Annotated in this window: 18 protein-coding genes and 1 pseudogene; 8 read left to right on the top strand and 11 right to left on the bottom strand. The window is 70.4% G+C overall.

Annotation, left to right across the window (positions count from 1 at the left end; genetic code table 11):
* Positions 1–130 precede the first annotated feature (130 nt).
* Positions 131–1,018 (top strand): NmrA/HSCARG family protein, encoded by an 888-nt coding sequence (locus ACFYWJ_RS13310; RefSeq protein WP_355282318.1) that lies wholly within the window; start codon positions 131–133, stop codon positions 1,016–1,018.
* Here ACFYWJ_RS13310 and ACFYWJ_RS13305 read toward each other — a convergent pair.
* The 3 genes from ACFYWJ_RS13305 to ACFYWJ_RS13295 all read right to left on the bottom strand — a co-directional run bounded on the left by ACFYWJ_RS13305 (position 999) and on the right by ACFYWJ_RS13295 (position 4,307).
* Positions 999–2,432 carry a nitrilase-related carbon-nitrogen hydrolase gene (locus tag ACFYWJ_RS13305; RefSeq protein ID WP_355282320.1) on the bottom strand — a complete coding sequence of 478 codons (1,434 nt, stop codon included), beginning with the start codon at positions 2,430–2,432 and terminating at the stop codon, positions 999–1,001. The two genes, ACFYWJ_RS13310 and ACFYWJ_RS13305, sit on opposite strands and share 20 nt — an antisense overlap.
* Positions 2,433–2,562: 130 nt before the next feature.
* The gene (locus ACFYWJ_RS13300; protein WP_355282323.1) at positions 2,563–3,231 is read right to left on the bottom strand and encodes a response regulator transcription factor; all 669 of its coding nucleotides are present in this window, start codon (positions 3,229–3,231) and stop codon (positions 2,563–2,565) included.
* Entirely contained in the window at positions 3,228–4,307 is a 1,080-nt protein-coding gene (locus ACFYWJ_RS13295) for a histidine kinase (protein WP_355282326.1), read from the bottom strand. The genes ACFYWJ_RS13300 and ACFYWJ_RS13295 overlap by 4 nt, the downstream gene beginning before the upstream one ends.
* A 252-nt stretch (positions 4,308–4,559) precedes the next feature.
* On the opposite strand from ACFYWJ_RS13295, the gene ACFYWJ_RS13290 reads away from it, so the two are divergent.
* The gene (locus ACFYWJ_RS13290) at positions 4,560–5,534 is read left to right on the top strand and encodes a cation diffusion facilitator family transporter (protein ID WP_355282329.1); all 975 of its coding nucleotides are present in this window, start codon (positions 4,560–4,562) and stop codon (positions 5,532–5,534) included.
* 506 nt (positions 5,535–6,040) lie between these two features.
* On the opposite strand, the gene ACFYWJ_RS13285 is transcribed toward ACFYWJ_RS13290, so the two are convergent.
* Both ACFYWJ_RS13285 and ACFYWJ_RS13280 read right to left on the bottom strand, forming a co-directional pair.
* On the bottom strand, positions 6,041–7,333 hold the full coding sequence (locus tag ACFYWJ_RS13285) for a lipase family protein (protein WP_355282331.1): 1,293 nt from the start codon (positions 7,331–7,333) through the stop codon (positions 6,041–6,043).
* Positions 7,330–8,490, bottom strand: a complete 1,161-nt coding sequence (locus tag ACFYWJ_RS13280) for an alpha/beta fold hydrolase (protein WP_355282333.1) — start codon at positions 8,488–8,490, stop codon at positions 7,330–7,332. The genes ACFYWJ_RS13285 and ACFYWJ_RS13280 overlap by 4 nt, the downstream gene beginning before the upstream one ends.
* A gap of 196 nt (positions 8,491–8,686) precedes the next feature.
* Between ACFYWJ_RS13280 and ACFYWJ_RS13275 the strand changes: the two genes are divergently transcribed.
* Positions 8,687–9,934, top strand: coding sequence for a helix-turn-helix domain-containing protein (locus ACFYWJ_RS13275; protein ID WP_355282335.1), 1,248 nt, complete (start codon positions 8,687–8,689; stop codon positions 9,932–9,934).
* Here the strand turns inward: ACFYWJ_RS13275 and ACFYWJ_RS13270 are convergent.
* Positions 9,931–10,383 (bottom strand): MarR family transcriptional regulator, encoded by a 453-nt coding sequence (locus tag ACFYWJ_RS13270; protein WP_355282338.1) that lies wholly within the window; start codon positions 10,381–10,383, stop codon positions 9,931–9,933. The genes ACFYWJ_RS13275 and ACFYWJ_RS13270 overlap by 4 nt on opposite strands.
* Positions 10,384–10,483: 100 nt before the next feature.
* On the opposite strand from ACFYWJ_RS13270, the gene ACFYWJ_RS13265 reads away from it, so the two are divergent.
* Positions 10,484–11,236: a class III extradiol ring-cleavage dioxygenase gene (locus ACFYWJ_RS13265; protein WP_355282377.1), complete on the top strand. Its 753-nt coding sequence runs from the start codon at positions 10,484–10,486 to the stop codon at positions 11,234–11,236.
* A gap of 26 nt (positions 11,237–11,262) precedes the next feature.
* A complete protein-coding gene (locus tag ACFYWJ_RS13260) occupies positions 11,263–11,757 on the top strand; it encodes a DoxX family protein (RefSeq protein WP_355282340.1) in 495 nt (164 codons plus the stop codon).
* A gap of 92 nt (positions 11,758–11,849) precedes the next feature.
* Here ACFYWJ_RS13260 and ACFYWJ_RS13255 read toward each other — a convergent pair.
* From ACFYWJ_RS13255 to ACFYWJ_RS13245, 3 genes and pseudogenes are all read right to left on the bottom strand, one after another.
* Positions 11,850–12,176: pseudogene (locus tag ACFYWJ_RS13255) on the bottom strand (transglycosylase family protein); the annotation flags it as partial.
* Positions 12,177–12,540: 364 nt separating this feature from the next.
* Positions 12,541–13,245, bottom strand: coding sequence for a flavodoxin family protein (locus ACFYWJ_RS13250; RefSeq protein WP_355282343.1), 705 nt, complete (start codon positions 13,243–13,245; stop codon positions 12,541–12,543).
* Between the two features lie 73 nt (positions 13,246–13,318).
* A complete protein-coding gene (locus ACFYWJ_RS13245) occupies positions 13,319–13,954 on the bottom strand; it encodes a TetR/AcrR family transcriptional regulator (RefSeq protein ID WP_355282345.1) in 636 nt (211 codons plus the stop codon).
* Positions 13,955–14,089: 135 nt separating this feature from the next.
* Here ACFYWJ_RS13245 and ACFYWJ_RS13240 point away from each other — a divergent pair, with 135 nt between their 5' ends.
* Positions 14,090–14,698 carry a CatB-related O-acetyltransferase gene (locus tag ACFYWJ_RS13240; protein WP_355282379.1) on the top strand — a complete coding sequence of 203 codons (609 nt, stop codon included), beginning with the start codon at positions 14,090–14,092 and terminating at the stop codon, positions 14,696–14,698.
* 3 nt (positions 14,699–14,701) lie between these two features.
* The gene (locus tag ACFYWJ_RS13235; RefSeq protein WP_355282347.1) at positions 14,702–15,859 is read left to right on the top strand and encodes a macrolide family glycosyltransferase; all 1,158 of its coding nucleotides are present in this window, start codon (positions 14,702–14,704) and stop codon (positions 15,857–15,859) included.
* On the opposite strand, the gene ACFYWJ_RS13230 is transcribed toward ACFYWJ_RS13235, so the two are convergent.
* Complete coding sequence (locus ACFYWJ_RS13230) at positions 15,856–16,494, bottom strand: sigma-70 family RNA polymerase sigma factor (protein ID WP_355282349.1); 639 nt, start codon at positions 16,492–16,494, stop codon at positions 15,856–15,858. The two genes, ACFYWJ_RS13235 and ACFYWJ_RS13230, sit on opposite strands and share 4 nt — an antisense overlap.
* 94 nt (positions 16,495–16,588) lie before the next feature.
* Between ACFYWJ_RS13230 and ACFYWJ_RS13225 the strand changes: the two genes are divergently transcribed.
* Complete coding sequence (locus ACFYWJ_RS13225; RefSeq protein WP_355282351.1) at positions 16,589–17,113, top strand: DM13 domain-containing protein; 525 nt, start codon at positions 16,589–16,591, stop codon at positions 17,111–17,113.
* A gap of 5 nt (positions 17,114–17,118) precedes the next feature.
* Here the strand turns inward: ACFYWJ_RS13225 and ACFYWJ_RS13220 are convergent, their stop codons facing one another.
* On the bottom strand, positions 17,119–17,352 hold the full coding sequence (locus tag ACFYWJ_RS13220) for a zf-HC2 domain-containing protein (protein ID WP_355282354.1): 234 nt from the start codon (positions 17,350–17,352) through the stop codon (positions 17,119–17,121).
* Positions 17,353–17,359: the final 7 nt, after the last annotated feature.

Below are 17,359 nucleotides of genomic sequence, written 5' to 3'. Positions count from 1 at the left end.
CTCCCGTTGTCTCGGCGAACAGTGATGTTCTGGGTAGCAGTATCGGTGCCAGGACCAGTGAGCGCTGGCGACTTACCGTCGTAGACGAGAGGTGATCGCGAAAGGTCATCCCGGACAAGGGAGTACGACGATGAGTAACGACAACGAACCGGTGCTGGTGATCGGCGCTACCGGGCAGCAGGGGCGGGCGACGACGACGGCGCTGCTCGAACGGGGAGCGCGGGTCAGGGCGTTCGTGCGGGATCCGGAATCGGCGGGGGCGCTGACGCTGCGGGCCGAGGGTGCCGAGCTGGTGGTGGGTGATCTGGACGATCCGGGCAGTGTGAAGGCGGCGCTGGACGGCAGCGGCAGCGTGTTCCTGATGCTGACCATGATGGAAGGTGTCCACATCACGGCGGCCGGGATCGCCGCGGAGCAGCGGCGGGGTGAGCTGGTGATCGATCTGGCTCGCGACAGTGGGATCGAGCATCTGGTGTACAGCTCGCTGCGGGGCGCCGGGGAGGACTCGGGGGTGGAGTACTACGCCGCCAAGACGCACCTCGAGGAGTACATCGCCGCGCAGGGCGTCCCCGCGACGATCCTGCGGCCGGTGTTCTTCATGGACAACTTCCGGTCGTTCAATCGCCCCGTGCTCGACGATTCCGGCACGCTGCTGGTGAATCTCGCTGTGCGCGCGGATATTCCGATCTCGCTGATCTCGGTCCGCGATATCGGCGCGTTCGCCGCGCTCGCCCTGACCCACCGCGCCGAGTACCTGGGACGCACGGTGTCGATCGCCGGTGACCGGCTGACCCCGCCGCAGATCGCCGAGGTCTTCGGGGCGGCGGCCGGACTGCCCGCACGCAGCGTGCAGGTGCCGATCGAGGCGGTGCGCGCCTTCGACGAGCAGGTGGGCAAGATGTTCGCGTACTTCAACGAGAGCCCCGACGAGCCGCTCGACCTGGCCGCGCTGCGCACCGCCCACCCCGGGCTCCAGGACCTGGCTACCTGGGTGGCGGCTACCGGCTGGCGGCCGTGATCGGGCGGCGCCGGGCCGCGACGACTCCGAGCACCGTGAGCGTGAGCGTCAGCACGCCGAACCAGTCGCCCCAGCGGGCGTACGGCGTGCCGGCGGTGCTGGTGCCGAGATCGGTGATCGCCATGCGGGTTTCGGTGATGCCGGTCTCGACCGAGACGTCGACGCGGCCCTGCGCGTCGACGCCGAGCAGTTCGCCCAGCTGCGCGGGCCGGGCGATGGCGATGCCGGATTCGACGGCCCGCACGACGGCCATGCGGCTGTGCAGCCAATGGTCGACGGTGAAGTCCAACGCAGGAGCGAGCAGGACGGTCGCGCCGTTCGCGCGGTTCTCGCGGACGAGGTCGGGGTGGTCGAGATCGGCGCAGATCGCGAGGGCCCATGGGCGGCCGGGTACCGGCACCACGGCCCGGCCTACCTGCAAGCCTGCTTCGAGGCCGGGCACCAGATACCTTTTGGCATAGATGGTTTCGCCCGGATAGGCGATGGCGGCATTGACGGTGCCGCCCTGCTGTTCCAGTTCCAGCCCCACCACCACATGCACCCCGCGCCGCCTGGCGACGTCGTCCAGTGGCCCACTCAGCCGAGCCAGATCAGAGGACGTTGCGTGCCAAGCCTTCTCGGTCAAGACGACGACCTCGGCGCCCTGATCGGCCGCACGCTCGACCATCGTCACCGCCTCCGCGATCATCGCCGCGCCGGAAGCGGAGCCAACCGGTACGTACAGAGGCGGTTGCGCCAGCGCAACGAGGGCGACCCGGACGACGGGCCCCTCAGCGGTCGAGCACACAGCACCCGCCGCGCCGGCGCCGAGCGCCAGGACAGCCGCGATACCGATAGTCCAACGCCGCCTTATTCTTCGAACCTCATACGGTGTCCTGGAGGGGCCGTCACCTGTCCGCCACCGCGTGCTTCGCGTCCGAGGCACTGTCACAGCCACGATGACAGCGGGCACCGCGAGCAGGAGGAAGGTGATGCCCGCGACGCCGGTGACCGCCGCGATCCGCACGATCGGTCCCACCTCGGCCTGGGAGTAGCCGATGCTCCACCACGCGCCGACCCCGCCGACCAGGCGATACAGGTACTCGGCGCAGGTCCAAGCGGCGGGGAAGGCGAGTGCCGCGAGTCCGATTCGCCCGCGGGTGAGCAGCCTGCGGAACAGCAGGACGCACGCCCCGTAGGCGAGGGCGCTGCCGCCCAGCAGCACGGCGGCGGCGAGGATCGGCTGTTCCAGTGTCCGCACGAAATACGGCCAGTAGCGGGCGGTCCCGCCGAGCCAGGACAGTGCCGCCGCCGCGTACACGGCCGGGGCGGGGTAGCGCGGTGCCAGCCACAGCACCGGCAGCGGGGCGAGGAACGCGACCAAGGGAATCGGGTGCAGGCCGGTTCCCACCGCCCACAGCCCTGCTGAGATCACCGTGGCAGCGCACCAGATACCCACGTGGACAGATCTTTTCGTCGAGAGGGTCACTGCTCGATGATCGGCGGCGAGCGGTACCGCGCACATCGCCCTGGCGAGCGGTCCCGCCTCCCTCCCGCGAGGGAGATCAGCGTCCCGGCAGCCCGTTGTCGCCGGGCGCCACCATCCCGGATTCGTAGGCGAACACCACCGCCTGCGCCCGGTCGCGCAAGCCGAGCTTCGACAGCACCGAACTGACATGGGTTTTCACGGTGTGCTCGGTGACGACCAAGCGCGCGGCCAGTTCCGCGTTCGAGCGGCCCGCGGCGAGTTCGCGCAGGATGTCGCGTTCGCGGGCGGTGAGGGCCGCCAGGTGGGCGCTGGCCTCCGGGCGGCGGGTGCGGGCGATCTCGGCGATCAGGCGACGGGTCACCGAGGGGGCGAGCAGGGCCTCCCCCGCCGCGACGACGCGGACGGCGGCGACCAGTTCGGCGCGGCGGGCGTCCTTGAGCAGGAATCCGCTCGCGCCGGCGCGCAGGGCCGAGTAGACGTAGTCGTCCAGGTCGAACATGGTCAGCACCAGGACTTTCGCGTCGGACTCCGCGCAGATCCGGGCGGTCGCGGCGACGCCGTCGAGCCGGGGCATCCGGACGTCCATCACCACCACGTCGGGCCGCAGCCGTCGGGCCGCGGCCACCGCGTCGAGGCCGTCGGCGGCTTCCCCGACGACCTCGATATCGGGTTCGGCGTCCAGGATGAGGCGGAAGCCGGTGCGGAACAGTTCCTGATCGTCGACGATGAGTACCCGCATGCTCACTTCCCCTGCGCCAGTGGCAGTTCCGCGTCGACGGTGAATCCGGTGGCGGTCGGGCCAGCGCGGAGCACGCCGCCACAGGCGTGCACGCGCTCGCGCATTCCGAGCAGGCCGAATCCGGTGGCGTCCGAGCGGGACGGGCCGGTGCCGTCGTCGACGACGCTGACCCCGAGGCGGTCCGCGGACCAGCGCACCGCGACCTCGACCCGGCTCGCCCGCGCGTGCTTGCCGGTATTGGTGAGCGCCTCCTGCACGATCCGGTAGGCGGCGGCCTCGGTCTGCGGTGCGATCGGCGCGCGCGTTCCGTGTTCGGTGTAGTGCGCGGCGAGGCCGGGGCGCTCGGCCCGCGCGACGAGATCGGCGACGGCGGCCACGCCCGGCGGGTGGGGTGGGTCGTCGCCGTCGCGGAGTGCGCCGATGCTGTGCCGGAGTTCGCGCAGGGCGGCGCGGCCGTCGTCGGCGATCGCGGCGAAGGCGGCGTCGGGGTGCGCGAGCAGGGGGCCGGTCTCGGCGCGCAGGATCATGGCGCCGACGGTGTGGGCGAGCCCGTCGTGCATGTCGCGGGCGATGCGCAGCCGTTCTCTGGCCACGGCGGCGGCCCGTTCCTCGTCGAGGCGGCGGGCCCGCTCGGCGAGGACATCGATCTGGGCCTGCCGAGCCCGCACCCCGGCGCCGAGCGCCCACGCGGTCAGGAACGACATGGCGGCGTAGCCGTAGGAGTCGACGGGCTCGTTCGGCACCAGGAGCGAGACGAGAATCCCGGCCGCGACCAGCACGAACGTGATCCGGCGCTGGATCGCCGAACAGGAGGCGGCGATCGTGTACACGCACACGACGGTGCCGAACGGCAGCACGGGCATGGCGTGCGCGCAGGCCAGCGCGGTGATCGCGGGTCCGACCACGCCGAGGGTGGCCAGCGGCGCCCGGCGGCGCCAGAGCACCGGGACCGAGGCGAGCACCGACAGCCCGACGATCCACCACGGCGCACCGGCCACGGCGGCGGGTCCGACGGTCACGACCGTCACGATGGCGGCGATCAGCGCGTCGATCGGTTCCGGGGGTTTCCGAGGCAGGCCCACGACGATCCAGTCTGACCGGCGACCGCGCGCCGCGCCTCCCTCGCGAGAGTGATTCCCGCACCGCGCGGTGGTGGTTCCCCACGGCGGCGCTCGCGGGCCTAGGCTGGATCCGGACCGGATGATCGGGCGGCCACAGGCCGATGACCAGCGACGATGCCCACCCCGGACCGCGGCGAATCAAGAACGAATTGCATACATAGCGATGTATGCATACGATAGCGACCGATCGAACCGCAGGGAGAGGTGAACACGATGGGCGCAGGACACGGACACGACCACGGGGTGTCGGCCGACAGCGACAAGCGATGGCTGGCCGGCGCGCTGGCGGTGATCGTCACCTTCCTGATCGGTGAGGTGATCGTCGGCATCGTGGCCGATTCGCTGGCATTGCTCTCCGACGCGGCGCACATGACCACCGACGCCGCCTCCATCGTGCTGGCGCTGGTGGCGATCCGGCTCGCCAAGCGCCCGGCCACCGGCCGGATGACCTTCGGCTGGAAGCGGGTGGAGATCCTGTCGGCGCAGGCCAACGGCCTGACGCTGCTCCTGCTGGCGCTGTGGCTGGGCTACGAGGCGATCCGCAGGCTGTTCGAGCCGCCGGAGGTGCACGGCACCCTGGTGCTGGTGACCGCGCTGATCGGCATCGTGGTCAATGTCCTGGCGACGTGGATGATCAGCCGCGCCGACCGGACCAGCCTGAACGTCGAGGGCGCCTACCAGCACATCCTCAACGACCTGTTCGCGTTCATCGCGACCGCCGTAGCGGGCCTGGTCATCATCCTCACCGGCTGGGTGCAGGCCGACGTGGTCGCCACCCTCATCGTGGTGGCGCTGATGATCAAGGCGGGCATCGGGCTGATCCGGGCGTCGAGCCGGATCTTCCTCGAGGCCGCCCCCGACTACCTCGACCCCGAGCGGGTCGGTCGCGACATGGCCGCGCGCGACGGCGTGACCGAGGTGCACGACCTGCACATCTGGGAGATCACCTCCGGCTCCCCCGCCCTGTCGGCGCACGTGCTCGTGCAGCCGGGGCACGACTGCCACGCGGTCCGCGAGGACATCGCGCACATGCTCGACCACGAGCACCACATCGAGCACGTCACCCTGCAGGTCGACCACGCCAGGCCGGCGGTCATCGGGATCGGCGCGGTCGACGACGACAGCCACTGCGGCGAGCCGCACGGACCCAAGCACGTATCGACCGGCCGGGTGCCGCACACGCACTGACCCCACGAACGCGGGAAGGCCCCACACCTGGACAGGTGCGGGGCCTTCTCGTCGGTCACGCTGTCAGGGCGGACCCGGTCGTTTCATCGACCTGGAGGCTTGCTCAGCCGCCGAAGGAGCCGGTCCACAGGGTGTCGACCAGGCCGTGCAGGGCGGCGCCGAGGGTGTCGAAGAGGCCGTTCAGGGCGGCGCTACCGGTGTCGATGATAACGGGGATCATAATAATTCCTCTGTTTCTCGCATAGGCCCAGCCGGAGCTGGCTTACAGATGACCTATCGACGCCGAAACGCCGCGAGTTACGAAATTCCGGAATTCGTGACCCGCGTAACAACAACCCTTGTAAACCTATTACCACCTGCGGTTTTACCCGAATACCTCACGTTTCTGAGGGGATTATGAGAATCGCATGAGATTCATGTTGCGCTCATCCGATAAGGTCGAATTTCCGATGCCCCGAAAAATAGGGGCACCGATCACGAATACATAGCGGGACATATGGTCACACCTATTCGCCCGCGCTACGGATGGGTCGGCCGCCGATCATGCCCGCGACCAGGGCGAGGAAGCCGAGGTGGGCGCGCAGCGCGGTGCCGTCGCGGGCGACGGAGGCGACCGTGGCCGTCCCCGGCGTCACCGGATGACCGGCGAACCGGTCGGCCAGCCAGGCGAGCACGACCGGAACCACCAGGAACTCCAGCGGCAGATGCGAGCCGCGGCGCACGCGCAGGTATTCGACCGTGGCGCCGGCCTCGCGATAGCGCCGGACGTGGGCATCGATGTCGGCGACGGCGATCACCTCGTCGCGCACGCCCTGCACCACCAGCAGCGGAGCGGCGGGCGCCCTGGTGCCGGGCTCGATGTCGGCGAGGATGCGGCGCAGGGCCGGTTCGGCGAGCAGCCCGGCCAGCCCCTCGCGCAGGTGCCGGGCGACATCGCGGCGGGCGAACCGCCACAGCAGCGCGAAGGTGGTGCGCTGTTCGGCCTCGCCGAGCAGGGCGCGGTACCGGTCGTCGAGGTGGTCGTCCAGGACCGGATCGAGATCGGGGTAGGCGCGGCGCAGGCCGGCGACGAACGCGGCGGGGAACCCGGCGAACCAGCCACCGTTGAGGCGGACGAACGCCGCCGCCGGGTCACCGACCGGCGACCCGGCCGCAGCGCCGACGATGTTCAGCTCCGGCGCGTACTCGGCGGCCAGCTCCGCCGCCCACGCCGTCGCCAGGCCGCCGCCGGAATAGCCCCACAGGGCGACCGGGGTCGTCGGCGTCAGCCCGAGTGGCACGAAGCCGAGCGCGGCCCTGATCCCGTCCAGCGCCCGGTAGCCGGGCTCGCGGGCGGCGCCGAACCGGCCGCCGAGCCCCTCGTGGTCGGGCACCGACACCGCCCAGCCCTGCCGCAGCGCCATCGCCACGATCGGCAGTTCGAGCGGCGCGATCGAGCCGGTGGTCTGCGCGCCGAGCCGCAGCGCGTAGGAGGGAAAGCACTGCGGGGCGACGGCGTCGATCGCGCACTGGAACGAGACCAGCGGACGCGGACGCGTGGGGTCGGCGCCCCACGGCAGCAGCACCGTGGTCACCGCGACCTCGGGCGCGCCGTCGAGATCGCAGGTCCGGTACAGCAGTTGCCAGGCCGCGATCCGCTGGCGCACCAGCCCGAACAGGGCCAGCTCGACCGAACGCGAGCGCACCACCGTGCCCGGCGCGAGCAGCTCGGCGCCGGGCGGGGTGGCGTAGAACGGGTCGTCGGGCGGGAGCAGCGGTGCGGTGCTCCACTGCGTCAGCGCGAGCGGGTCGAGCCTCACAACGTGCCGCCGCCACCGAAGAACCAGGGATTGAACGTGCAGGTCAAGGCGAGACCGCCTTCCGGGTCGAGGGCCCGCAGCGCGATCGAGGCGGCGCGCGGGGAGTACATCATGGTCAGGTGGTCGGAGATGTCCTGCTCACAGCCGTCCTGCAGGGCGATGTTGTCGACGGTGGCGTCGGGCCCGGCGCGCAGGAAGGCCAGGTCGAGGGGGTTCATCACCTCGTCGTAGCGGGAACCGACGACCGTGTAGGCGACGCCGGGCACTGTGTCACCGCCCGCGTTGAGCGTGCTGTAGAACGGCGAGCCGATGGCCTGTTCGACATTGGCGACGCCGATGATCGGCCGGTAGAAGCCCAGGATGTCGATGCCGGCGTTGTTGATCATGCGGCCGAGGGTGGCGATGCCGAGCAGCGCGGTGCCGTGGTGGGTGGCGCCGAAGGTGACCAGCTTGCCGACCTTGCCCTGGCCGCCGTCGAACTTGAGGTAGTGGTTGGCGATCGTGCCGCCCTGGGAGTGGCCGACGATGTCGACCTGGTCGGCGCCGGTGGCCGCCCGCACCCGCTCGATGAACGCCGCGACCTGCTGCGCCGAGTCGGCCATCGGCCCGACGCCGTAGCGGCCGGGCAGCACGGCGCCGAGGCCGCCGCCCTCGAGCAGCCCGGACTTGCCGTAGTTCAGGGTGAACACGCAGTACCCGGCCTTCGCCAGGCGCGGCGCGAGGTAGGAGAAGGTGTCGTAGGCGTTGAGCCAGGTGCCGTGCAGGAGCACGACGGGACGCGGGTGCTGTGCGCTCGGCTTGCAGTCCCAGCGGTTGGCGCCGGGCGGCGCGGCGTCGGGGTGCAGCAGGCCGTAGGCGAAGGCGGGCAGGTAGGCCGACATCTCCGGGCCCTCGCCGACGGCATCGGACGCGCGGCTGCCCGCCGATCCGGAGCTGCTGCCCGAGGCGCTGCCGGTGTCGGCGATGGCGGTGGGCCTGCGGCCGTCGGGGGCCGTGGCCATGCCGGCGTCGAGGTATTCGGCCAGCGAGGCGATGGTCGGTTCCAGCACCGGGTCGGCACTCGCCGTGCCCGTGCCGAGAACCGAGGCCGCGGTGAGGCCCGCGGCGATACCGAGTCCGCACAGGGTGCGGCGCAGTGGCTGCGTCGTTGCAATCATGGTGGTCAGTCACTTCCGTCGAACCGCGCCGGCCAGCGTTGGCTCGGACGCGCACAGCGAATCTATGACCGGCGCCACAGCGGTGTCACTGCACCGTGCACCGAGAAAACGTCGCACTTGTTGGCGCGGGAACCAAGATCTGTGCGTTCTCGATGGGAGCTGCCCACGCCGCCCTGTTCTCGGACACAATCGGGTCATGCTCGCCGAACACCCCGTTACCGCACCACCCGCTTTGACCGCACGACTATTGACCCGCTGGCCCCAGATCGCCGAGCGGATGCTCGCCGCGGGGCTGGGTGCCACCGCCCCCGCCGAGCTGCCGCCCGGCCATTTCACCGCGGAAGTCCTGCCGACCATCTACGCCTGCGGGCGCGCCGTGCTCGAGGCGATCGCCGCCGAGCGCGAGTTCACCCAGGCCGAGGTCGCGGCCTTCGTCGGGCCGGTCGCCGAGCGCCACGCCGAGGACCGGCTGCCGCTGCCGATGCTGATCGGCGCGATCCACGGCTCGGCCCAGGCCGTGCTCGACGAGGCGTCCGCGCTGGCCGAGCCCACGGAGATGAACGACCTGATCCGGGTGGGCAGCGGGCTGCTCGAGCTGCTGCGCCACATCAACATGACCGTCGTCGAGACCTACACCGAGGTCGAGCAGTCGATCTATCACGCCGAGCGCGAGGCCCGCCGGGAACTGTGTTCGGCGCTGGTGCGCGGGCTGCCCGCCGAGGAGCTGGCCGCGCGCGCCGACACCGTGCTCGCCGACCAGTACACGGTGCTGGCGATCCACCTGAGCGAGCCCGCCCGCACCGGCAGCGCGGCGAACCTGGTGACCCGCCGCCGGATCCGGGTCCTCCAGCGCGCGCTCGACGAGCTCACTGGCACCACCACCCCGGCCACCTTCGACGGCGCGAACGGCATCGCGCTGCTGAGCAACAGCTCCGAGACCGACGTCCTCGACGCCCAGCGCTTCGACGAGCTCGCCGCCCGGCTGACCGAGCAGTACGGCGTGACGGTGTATCTGGCCGAGTTCTCCGGCGTCACCCGTGACGCCATCCCGGCCGCGGCCAAGGACGCGACCGAGCTGACCGAGCTGGCTCGGCTGCGCGGCAGGCCCGGCGGCTGCTACCGCCTCGACGACCTGCTGCTCGAATACCAGCTCACCCGCCCCGGCCCGGCCCGGGAACGCCTGGCGCAGCGGGTGATTCCGCTGCTGGGCAGCCCGCATCTGATCGAGGCGCTGGAAGCGCACCTGCGCCACGGCGCCGATCGCAAGACGGCCTCACGCAAGATCCACGTGCACCCCAACACCTTCACCTACCGGTTGCGCCGCATCGCCGAGCTCACCGGACTCGACCCGGCCGACCCGACCGATTCGCGCATGCTGGCCGCCGCGCTCACCGTGCACCGGCTCGACACCCCGCAGCGGCACGGCGAGGACCAGCAGGTCTAGCGGGTCAACCCGTCGGCGACGGCGCCGAGCCCCGCGGAGATCGCGGCGCGCTGCGCGGGCTCGAGCACGTCGACGAACACCCGGCGCACCACCTCGACGTGCCCGGGCGCCACGGCGTCGAGCTTGGCCCGGCCCGCCTCGGTGAGCACCGCGTTGACGCCGCGAACGTCGGTGTCGTCGTCGACGCGGCGCACCAGCCCGGCCTGCTCGAGCTTGCCCACCTGGTAGGTGAGTCCGCTCTTGGAGGTGTAGCTGGCGGCGGCGAGGTCGGTCATCCGCATGGCGCCGTCGGCCTCGGCGGCGAGCCGGACCAGCACCTCGTACTGGGTGTGCGTGAGCCCCTCCCCCTTGAGGTGCTGGTCCACCGCGCGGTCGACCAGCGCGCCCGCGGCCAGGAACCTGACCCACAGCCGCATCTCCTCGGCATCGAGCCACCTGGGTTCTTCCATGCCGCAAACCCTAATCACTTCGGCGGAATAGCTGCGCATCGCGTATTGTTCAAATTTGAACATACCCAGTTCACCCGATCCGAAGGAGCCGACCGTGACCATGCCGGTGCTCTACCTCTCGCACGGCGCTCCGCCGCTGATCGACCACGCCACCTGGCCCGCCGAACTCGCCGCCTGGGCGACAGACCTGCCCAGGCCGCGCGCGATCCTGATCGTGTCCGCGCACTGGGAGTCGGCCCCGATCACCCTCGGCGCGACCACCACCGTGCCGCTGGTCTACGACTTCAGCGGCTTCGCCCCGCGCTACTACGACCAGCGCTACGCCGCCCCCGGCGCGCCCGCGCTCGCCGCCCGGGTGCGCGAACTGCTCGGCGGCGCGGTCGCCGACGCCCCCGATCGCGGCCTCGACCACGGCGCCTACGTCCCGCTGAGCCAGATGTACCCCGACGCCGACATCCCGGTGCTGCAACTGTCGATCCCTACACTGGATCCGCAGGACCTGATGGAGTTCGGCCGCGCGCTCGCCCCGCTGCGCGCCGAAGGTGTGCTCATCATCGGCAGCGGGTTCTTCACCCACAACCTGCGCGCGCTGACCGCCGACGACCACCACGTGCACTCGTTCACCGCCGAGTTCGACGACTGGGGCCGCCGGGCACTCGACGACCGCGATATCGACACGCTGCTCGACTTCGAGCACACCGCCCCCGCACCGCGGCTGGCCCACCCGCGCACCGAGCACTTCGCCCCGCTGTTCCTCACCCTCGGCGCGGGCGCCGAGGACATCGACTCCCTGCGCACCGTCATCGACGGTTACTGGTTCGGGATGGCACGACGCTCGGTTCAGATCGGCTGACCGGGCGCAACGGAAAGGACATCGCCATGACGACATCGACCACCCCCACCGACGCCGGACTCCTCGTGCTGCGCCTCGGCGTCGGCGCGACCATGGCCGCGCACGGCACCCAGAAGCTGTTCGGCTGGTTCGACGGCGGCGGCCTGTCCGGCACCGAGAAATTCTTCGCCGCGAGCGGCTATCCGTCGGCGAAAGCCTTCGCAGTGGTGGCCGGGCTGAGCGAGACGCTCGGCGGCATCGGCCTGATTCTCGGCCTGCTCACCCCGCTGGCCGCGGCGGCGATCCTGGGCACGATGCTCAACGCGATCGCGGTGAAGTGGGGCGGCTTCTTCTCGCCCAAGGGTGTCGAATACGAGGTGATCCTGGCGGTCGCGGCGACGAGCCTGGCGCTCAGTGGCGCAGGCGCTTTCGGGCTCGACCGGTTCGTCCCCGGCCTGCGCAACTACAAGCTCGCCTACGGCGTGGGGGCCATTGCCCTGGCCGTGCTCGTCGGCGGAATAACGCTGCTCGTCCGGAATTGAAATTCAACGAAAAAACCCGCTATTCGACGTGTGCATCGAATAGCGGGTTATTCGTTTCCCGACAAGGAAAGTCTGAAATTCAGCGCGCTTTACAGGTAGGCGCTGCACACCGGCCAGGCGCCGGGACCCTGCGCGGCCAGCACGTTCTCCGCGATGCGGATCTGCTCCTCGCGGCTGGCGTTGTCGGCGGTGCCGGTGCCACCGTAGGCCTCCCAGGTGCTCTGCGAGAACTGCAGGCCGCCGTAGTAGCCGTTACCGGTGTTGATGTTCCAGTTGCCCGTGCTCTCGCACTGCGCCACGGCGTCCCAGTTGTTCGCCGAGGCGGTCGCGGTGGTCAGACCGGCCGGAACGGCGATCATGGCGCCGGCGACAGCGGCGAAACCGAGGGCACGAGTGGTGAACTTGCGATTGAAAGACATAAGGATTCCTGCCTGCGCCCACCGGCTCGGTGAAGTAATCCACCGCGTCCCTGCCCCTCAGTAATGTCGGGGATCCTCGAAATCGCGGGGCAGGCTTTCCGGTGTTCTGCGATTCGATTCGGCTCGGGTTGTTGTTCAAGCCGTGACCGAATGTAGCCGGAATGCGAGCTGAGATCACGTCCGGATCACGGACGCTTCTGTACCGGACATTGTCCAAAGGAACAGTGTTCCGCGCAGGTCCACCGTGACAAATCCGTAATCACAATACTGTCGTTATACCGCCGTTATGTGACCGGGATCACCCGTATATAGCGACCCCGGTCACGTTTCCGATCCGGCAATTCGGGCATCGCGCCCGCGCGGGTCAGCGGTATTCGGGGTTCTCGAAGCCGAACCGGCAGCCCGCGTCCCACTCCGAGCGCTGGTTGCCGTGGACCGGGATGCCGCCGACATCGCGCAGGATCCGGGCCAGATGCAGCAGATTCCAGGTCATGAAGGTGGTGTTGCGGTTGGTGAAGTCGTTGTCCGGGCCGCCCGAACCCGGGTCGAGATAGGACGGCCCCGGCCCCGCCTCACCGATCCAGCCCGCGTCGGCCTGCGGCGGAATGGTGTAGCCCAGGTGCTGCAGGCTGTAGAGGATGTTCATCGCGCAGTGCTTGACGCCGTCCTCGTTCCCGGTGATCACACAGCCGCCCACCTTGCCGTAGTAGGCGTACTGCCCCGCCGCGTTGAGCTGCGACGAGTTGCCGTAGAGCCGCTCGATCACCCGCTTGGTGACCGAACTGTTGTCACCGAGCCAGATCGGCCCCGCGATCACCAGGATGTCGGCGGCCATGACCTGCTCCTGCAGCGCGGGCCAGGCGTCGGTGGCCCAGCCGTGCTCGGTCATATCGGGCCAGACGCCGGTGGCGATGTCGTGGTCGACGGCGCGGATGTGCGAGACGGCGACGCCGTTCTCCGCCATGATGTGCGCGCTGACGTCGATCAGCCCCTGCGTATTGCTCGGTTCCGGCGAACGCTTGAGCGTGCAGTTGATGAACAGCGCCGACAGATCGTCATAGGTCGCCATGGTCGTTCGGCCTCCTCGGTGGATGACGCGGCGATCCCCGCCGCGCAGTACCGTGCCCGCACCGGCCGTGACGTTACGGCGGCGAGGTCACATCCGAGGGCGCCGCGGGAGCACAGCACGATGTCGACGACTCCCCGGCCACCGCGCTCTCGGCCGCCCGGCGCGGCAGCTCCGGATCGGGTTCCAGCCGGAGCAGGACCAACCGGTGGTAGACCGGGGCGGTCGCGGTGATCAGCAGGGCGCGCGCGTCGACAGCGGGCGCGAGCTCACCGCGCGCTACCGCCCGTCGTACGACGACCTCCGACTGGCGGTAGCGGTCGGCCCACAGCTGCCGCAGGGCGTCGGCGGCCTCCGCGGAGCGGAACGACACCGCGATGAGTGCCACCGCGATCGAGTTCGGCTCGCCCAGCGAGTCCTGGATCTCCTGGTTGAGCGCGGTCAGGTCGCCCACCAGCGACCCGGTGTCGCGGGGCTGCCAGTCGATGTCTCCCGCCGCGGTGAACAGGTCGGCGATCAATCCCCCGGTATCGCGCCAGCGGCGGTACACGGTGGCCCGGTGCACGCCCGCGCGGGCCGCGACGGCGTCCACGGTGACCGCGTCGTAGCCGTTCTCGGCCAGTTCGGCGCGGACCGCGTCGAGGACCTGGGTGCGGATCCGGGCGGTCCGGCCGCCGGGGCGGGTCCGGGGTGTCGGCGAGGGGGAACTCATATCGGTTATCCGGTTGCTCGGTGGGACGGGGTCTGGCACCATCCTAACGCGATAGTTGTCGCACTAATACCGGAGGAGTTCACTGTGCCCGAGACATCGACGCTCGAACCTCCGGATCCGGCCACGCTGCATCCCATGGCGGGCCAGCCGCGGGTGGTGCTGCTGAAACCGCTGGTCACCTCGCCGCTGATCGAGGTCGGCGAATTCACCTACTACGACGACCCCGACGACGCGACCGCGTTCGAGACCCGCAACGTGCTCTATCACTACGGGCCGGAGAAGCTGATCATCGGGAAGTTCTGCGCCCTGGCCACCGGCGTCCGGTTCCTCATGAACGGCGCCAACCACCGCATGGACGGACCGTCGACCTTCCCGTTCCCCACCATGGGCGGCGCCTGGTCGGCGCATCTCGACCTGCTCACCGACCTGCCGAACCGGGGCGACACGGTCGTCGGCAACGACGTGTGGATCGGCAACGGCGCGACGATCATGCCCGGCGTCCGCATCGGGCACGGCGCGATCGTCGCCGCCGGATCCGTGGTCACCCGGGACGTCCCCGACTACGGCATCGTCGGCGGCAATCCGGCCCGGCTCCTGCGCACCCGCTACGACGACAACGACATCGCCCGGCTCCTAGCCCTCGCCTGGTGGGACTGGCCGACCACCCACCTCACCGAGCACGTGCGCACGATCATGAGCGGCACCGTCGCCGACCTGGAAGCCGCCGCCCCGACCGGAAAGTGAGCGATGCCCCACCACCTCGCGATGATCGGCATCCCGATCGTCAGCCACGTCCTGCCGAGCCTGGCGGTCATCCGGGAACTGGTGGCTCGCGGCCACCGGGTGACCTACGCCAACGACCCGGCTGTCGCCGACCTCATCACCGGCACCGGCGCCGACTTCGTGCCGTGCGCCTCGCTGCTCCCGGTCGCCGACAACGCCTGGCCGGACGACCCCATCGCCGCGCAGAACCTGTTCCTGGACAACGCGATCCACGCACTCCCCCAACTTCGCGCCGCCTATGACCACAACCCCGCCGACCACTACCTGTACGACATCGGCGCCTACGCCGCCCGCGCACTCGCCGAAGCCCAGCAGCGGCCCCTGCTCCAGCTGTCGCCGACCTTCGTGGCCTGGCAGGGCTATGAGCAGGACGTCGCGGTGCACCTGCGTGGCCTGCCGGGCGCCGCCGCCTACCGCGAGAAGTTCGCCGGGTGGCTGCGTGGGTGCGGTGCGACGACCACCGATGTGGACGCGTTCGCCGGTCCACCCGACCGCGCGCTGGCCCTGATTCCCCGGGCCATGCAACCGCAGGCCGACCGGGTCGACAGCGACATCGTCACTTTCGTCGGCCCGTGCTTCGCCGCCGACGCGACCACCTGGACCCGGCCGACGGCGGACAAGGTCCTGCTGATCTCGCTGGGTTCGGCCTACACCCGCCGACCGGAGTTCTATCGCCGGTGCCTGGCGGCCTTCGGCGACCTGCCGGGCTGGCATGTCGTCCTGCAGATCGGCAAGCACACCGAGGCGAGCGAACTCGGTGCCATTCCCGCGAACATCGAAGTGCACTCATGGATCCCGCAGCGCGCGATCCTGGAACAGGCCGACGCTTTCGTCACCCATGCCGGGATGGGCGGGTGCGGCGAGGGACTGCTCTCGGGTATCCCGATGATCGCCGTGCCGCAGGGCGCCGAGCAGTTCATGAACGCGGACCGCCTGGTCGAACTGGGTGTGGCCCGCCGGATCGACACCGCCGACGCCACCGCCGAGAACCTGCGGTCGGCCCTGTTCGAGCTCGTTGGCGATCCCGAGGTCGCGCGTCGCTCGGCCGCGCTTCGCACCGAGGCCAGGGCCGAGGGCGGCACGCACCGCGCCGCCGACCTCGTCGAATCGCTGCTCGCCTAGCGCTGGAAGTACTGCTCGAGCCGCGCCCGCACGGTCGACCTGGCGCGGTGCAGCAGCACGCGCTGATTGCCCGCCGAGATGTCGAGCAGCGCGCAGACCTCGTCGGCGGAGTAGCCCTCGATATCGCGCAGGGTGAGGACGGTGCGGTGACGGGCGGGCAGGGCGGACACCGCGGCGGCGAGCAGGTGGGCCACCTCGGCGCGTTCGACGGCGTCCTCGGGTTCGGACCACGGACGCGGCTTGGCGCCGATCGCCCAGTGGCCCGGGTACTGGTCACCGGGCGGGCGGAACCGGCCCGGATCGACAGCGGGCCCCTCGTCCTCGGGCATCAGCGTGGCGAACGGGACGGTGCGATGCTCCTTGATCCCGCGCTTCTTGGCGGTGTTCACCAGGATCCGATACACCCAGGTCTTGAGCGAGGACCGGCCTTCGAACCGGTCGACACCGCGCACCACGGCCAGCCACGCCTCCTGGACCACTTCCTCGGCCGAGGCGTCGGTGGAGACGAACGAGCGCGCCAGGCGCAGCATCGAGCCGGACCAGGCATCGACGACCAGCGCGAACGTCGCGTCGACGCCCGCTCGCAGCTCGGCGACGAGCACGTCGTCGGCGGGCAGGGCGCCGTCGTGTCCCACCGGGTCTCCTCGCTGTCACCACTCGCGTCGCTGGCAGCACAGTACCGCCGCGCGGCGGTGTAACGCGCGGGACCGGTCCGGGAACGGAGAACGCATGCGAGAGAAGGAGAAGACCATGCCACACCGCCGTATCCGCCGTACCGTCCTCAGCGTGCTGGCGGTGGGGTTCGTCGCCGCGCTGGTCGTGGGCCTCTACCTGTTCCAGCCGTGGCGGCTGTTCACCACGACGACCGTCGACGAAGCGCCGATCACCGTCATGGGCGACGCGCCGGTGTCGGTGATCGCGTCCGGCGAATTCCTCTCCCACGAACACGACACGACCGGCTCGGCGCAGCTCCAGCGCCTGCCCGACGGCACGCTGGTCCTGCGGATCACCGACCTGCGCACCTCCGACGGACCCGCGCTGCACGTGTGGCTCACCGATCAGCCGGTGATCGGCGACGACTGGCACAACTTCGACGACGGCACGCACGTCGACCTGGGCGCGCTCAAGGGCAACGAGGGCAATCAGAACTACACGCTGCCCGCCGGCACGGACCTGTCGGCCATCGAGTCGGTGAGCATCTGGTGCGCCCGCTTCCATGTGTCGTTCGGGGCGGCCACGCTGACGCCGGCCTGAGCCGGTCAGGCGGGGCGGTGCCAGTCGCGGAACGCCGCGAGCAAAGTGGTGCGCGCCGGGCCGGAGAGCTGCTCGGGCGCGAGCCCGCCGAGGTCGCGGGTGGTGCGGCGGATCTGTTCGAGGTAGACCTCGCAGCCGTCGCACTCGGCGAGATGGGCGAGGAAGCGCAGTTCGGTCGCGCTGTCGAGGGCGCCGTCGAGGAAGCTGGTGACCAGCTCGACGAATTCGTCGCAGTCCATTCGCACC

It is taken from the genome of Nocardia sp. NPDC003269 (assembly GCF_042888005.1).
Classification (GTDB): Bacteria; Actinomycetota; Actinomycetes; order Mycobacteriales; family Mycobacteriaceae; genus Nocardia.
This window is presented reverse-complemented; position numbering and strand designations above follow the sequence as displayed.

Excerpts from the sequence above, each read along its gene's own strand:
- ACFYWJ_RS13265 (WP_355282377.1), top strand. The coding sequence starts at position 10,484 with ATGCCGGTGCTCTACCTCTCGCACGGCGCTCCGCCGCTGATCGACCAC.
- ACFYWJ_RS13310 (WP_355282318.1), top strand. The coding sequence starts at position 131 with ATGAGTAACGACAACGAACCGGTGCTGGTGATCGGCGCTACCGGGCAG.
- ACFYWJ_RS13275 (WP_355282335.1), top strand. The coding sequence starts at position 8,687 with ATGCTCGCCGAACACCCCGTTACCGCACCACCCGCTTTGACCGCACGA.
- ACFYWJ_RS13250 (WP_355282343.1), bottom strand. The coding sequence starts at position 13,245 with ATGGCGACCTATGACGATCTGTCGGCGCTGTTCATCAACTGCACGCTC.
- ACFYWJ_RS13270 (WP_355282338.1), bottom strand. The coding sequence starts at position 10,383 with ATGGAAGAACCCAGGTGGCTCGATGCCGAGGAGATGCGGCTGTGGGTC.
- ACFYWJ_RS13290 (WP_355282329.1), top strand. The coding sequence starts at position 4,560 with ATGGGCGCAGGACACGGACACGACCACGGGGTGTCGGCCGACAGCGAC.
- ACFYWJ_RS13245 (WP_355282345.1), bottom strand. The coding sequence starts at position 13,954 with ATGAGTTCCCCCTCGCCGACACCCCGGACCCGCCCCGGCGGCCGGACC.
- ACFYWJ_RS13220 (WP_355282354.1), bottom strand. The coding sequence starts at position 17,352 with ATGGACTGCGACGAATTCGTCGAGCTGGTCACCAGCTTCCTCGACGGC.
- ACFYWJ_RS13225 (WP_355282351.1), top strand. The coding sequence starts at position 16,589 with ATGCGAGAGAAGGAGAAGACCATGCCACACCGCCGTATCCGCCGTACC.
- ACFYWJ_RS13260 (WP_355282340.1), top strand. The coding sequence starts at position 11,263 with ATGACGACATCGACCACCCCCACCGACGCCGGACTCCTCGTGCTGCGC.
- ACFYWJ_RS13280 (WP_355282333.1), bottom strand. The coding sequence starts at position 8,490 with ATGATTGCAACGACGCAGCCACTGCGCCGCACCCTGTGCGGACTCGGT.
- ACFYWJ_RS13235 (WP_355282347.1), top strand. The coding sequence starts at position 14,702 with ATGCCCCACCACCTCGCGATGATCGGCATCCCGATCGTCAGCCACGTC.
- ACFYWJ_RS13240 (WP_355282379.1), top strand. The coding sequence starts at position 14,090 with ATGGCGGGCCAGCCGCGGGTGGTGCTGCTGAAACCGCTGGTCACCTCG.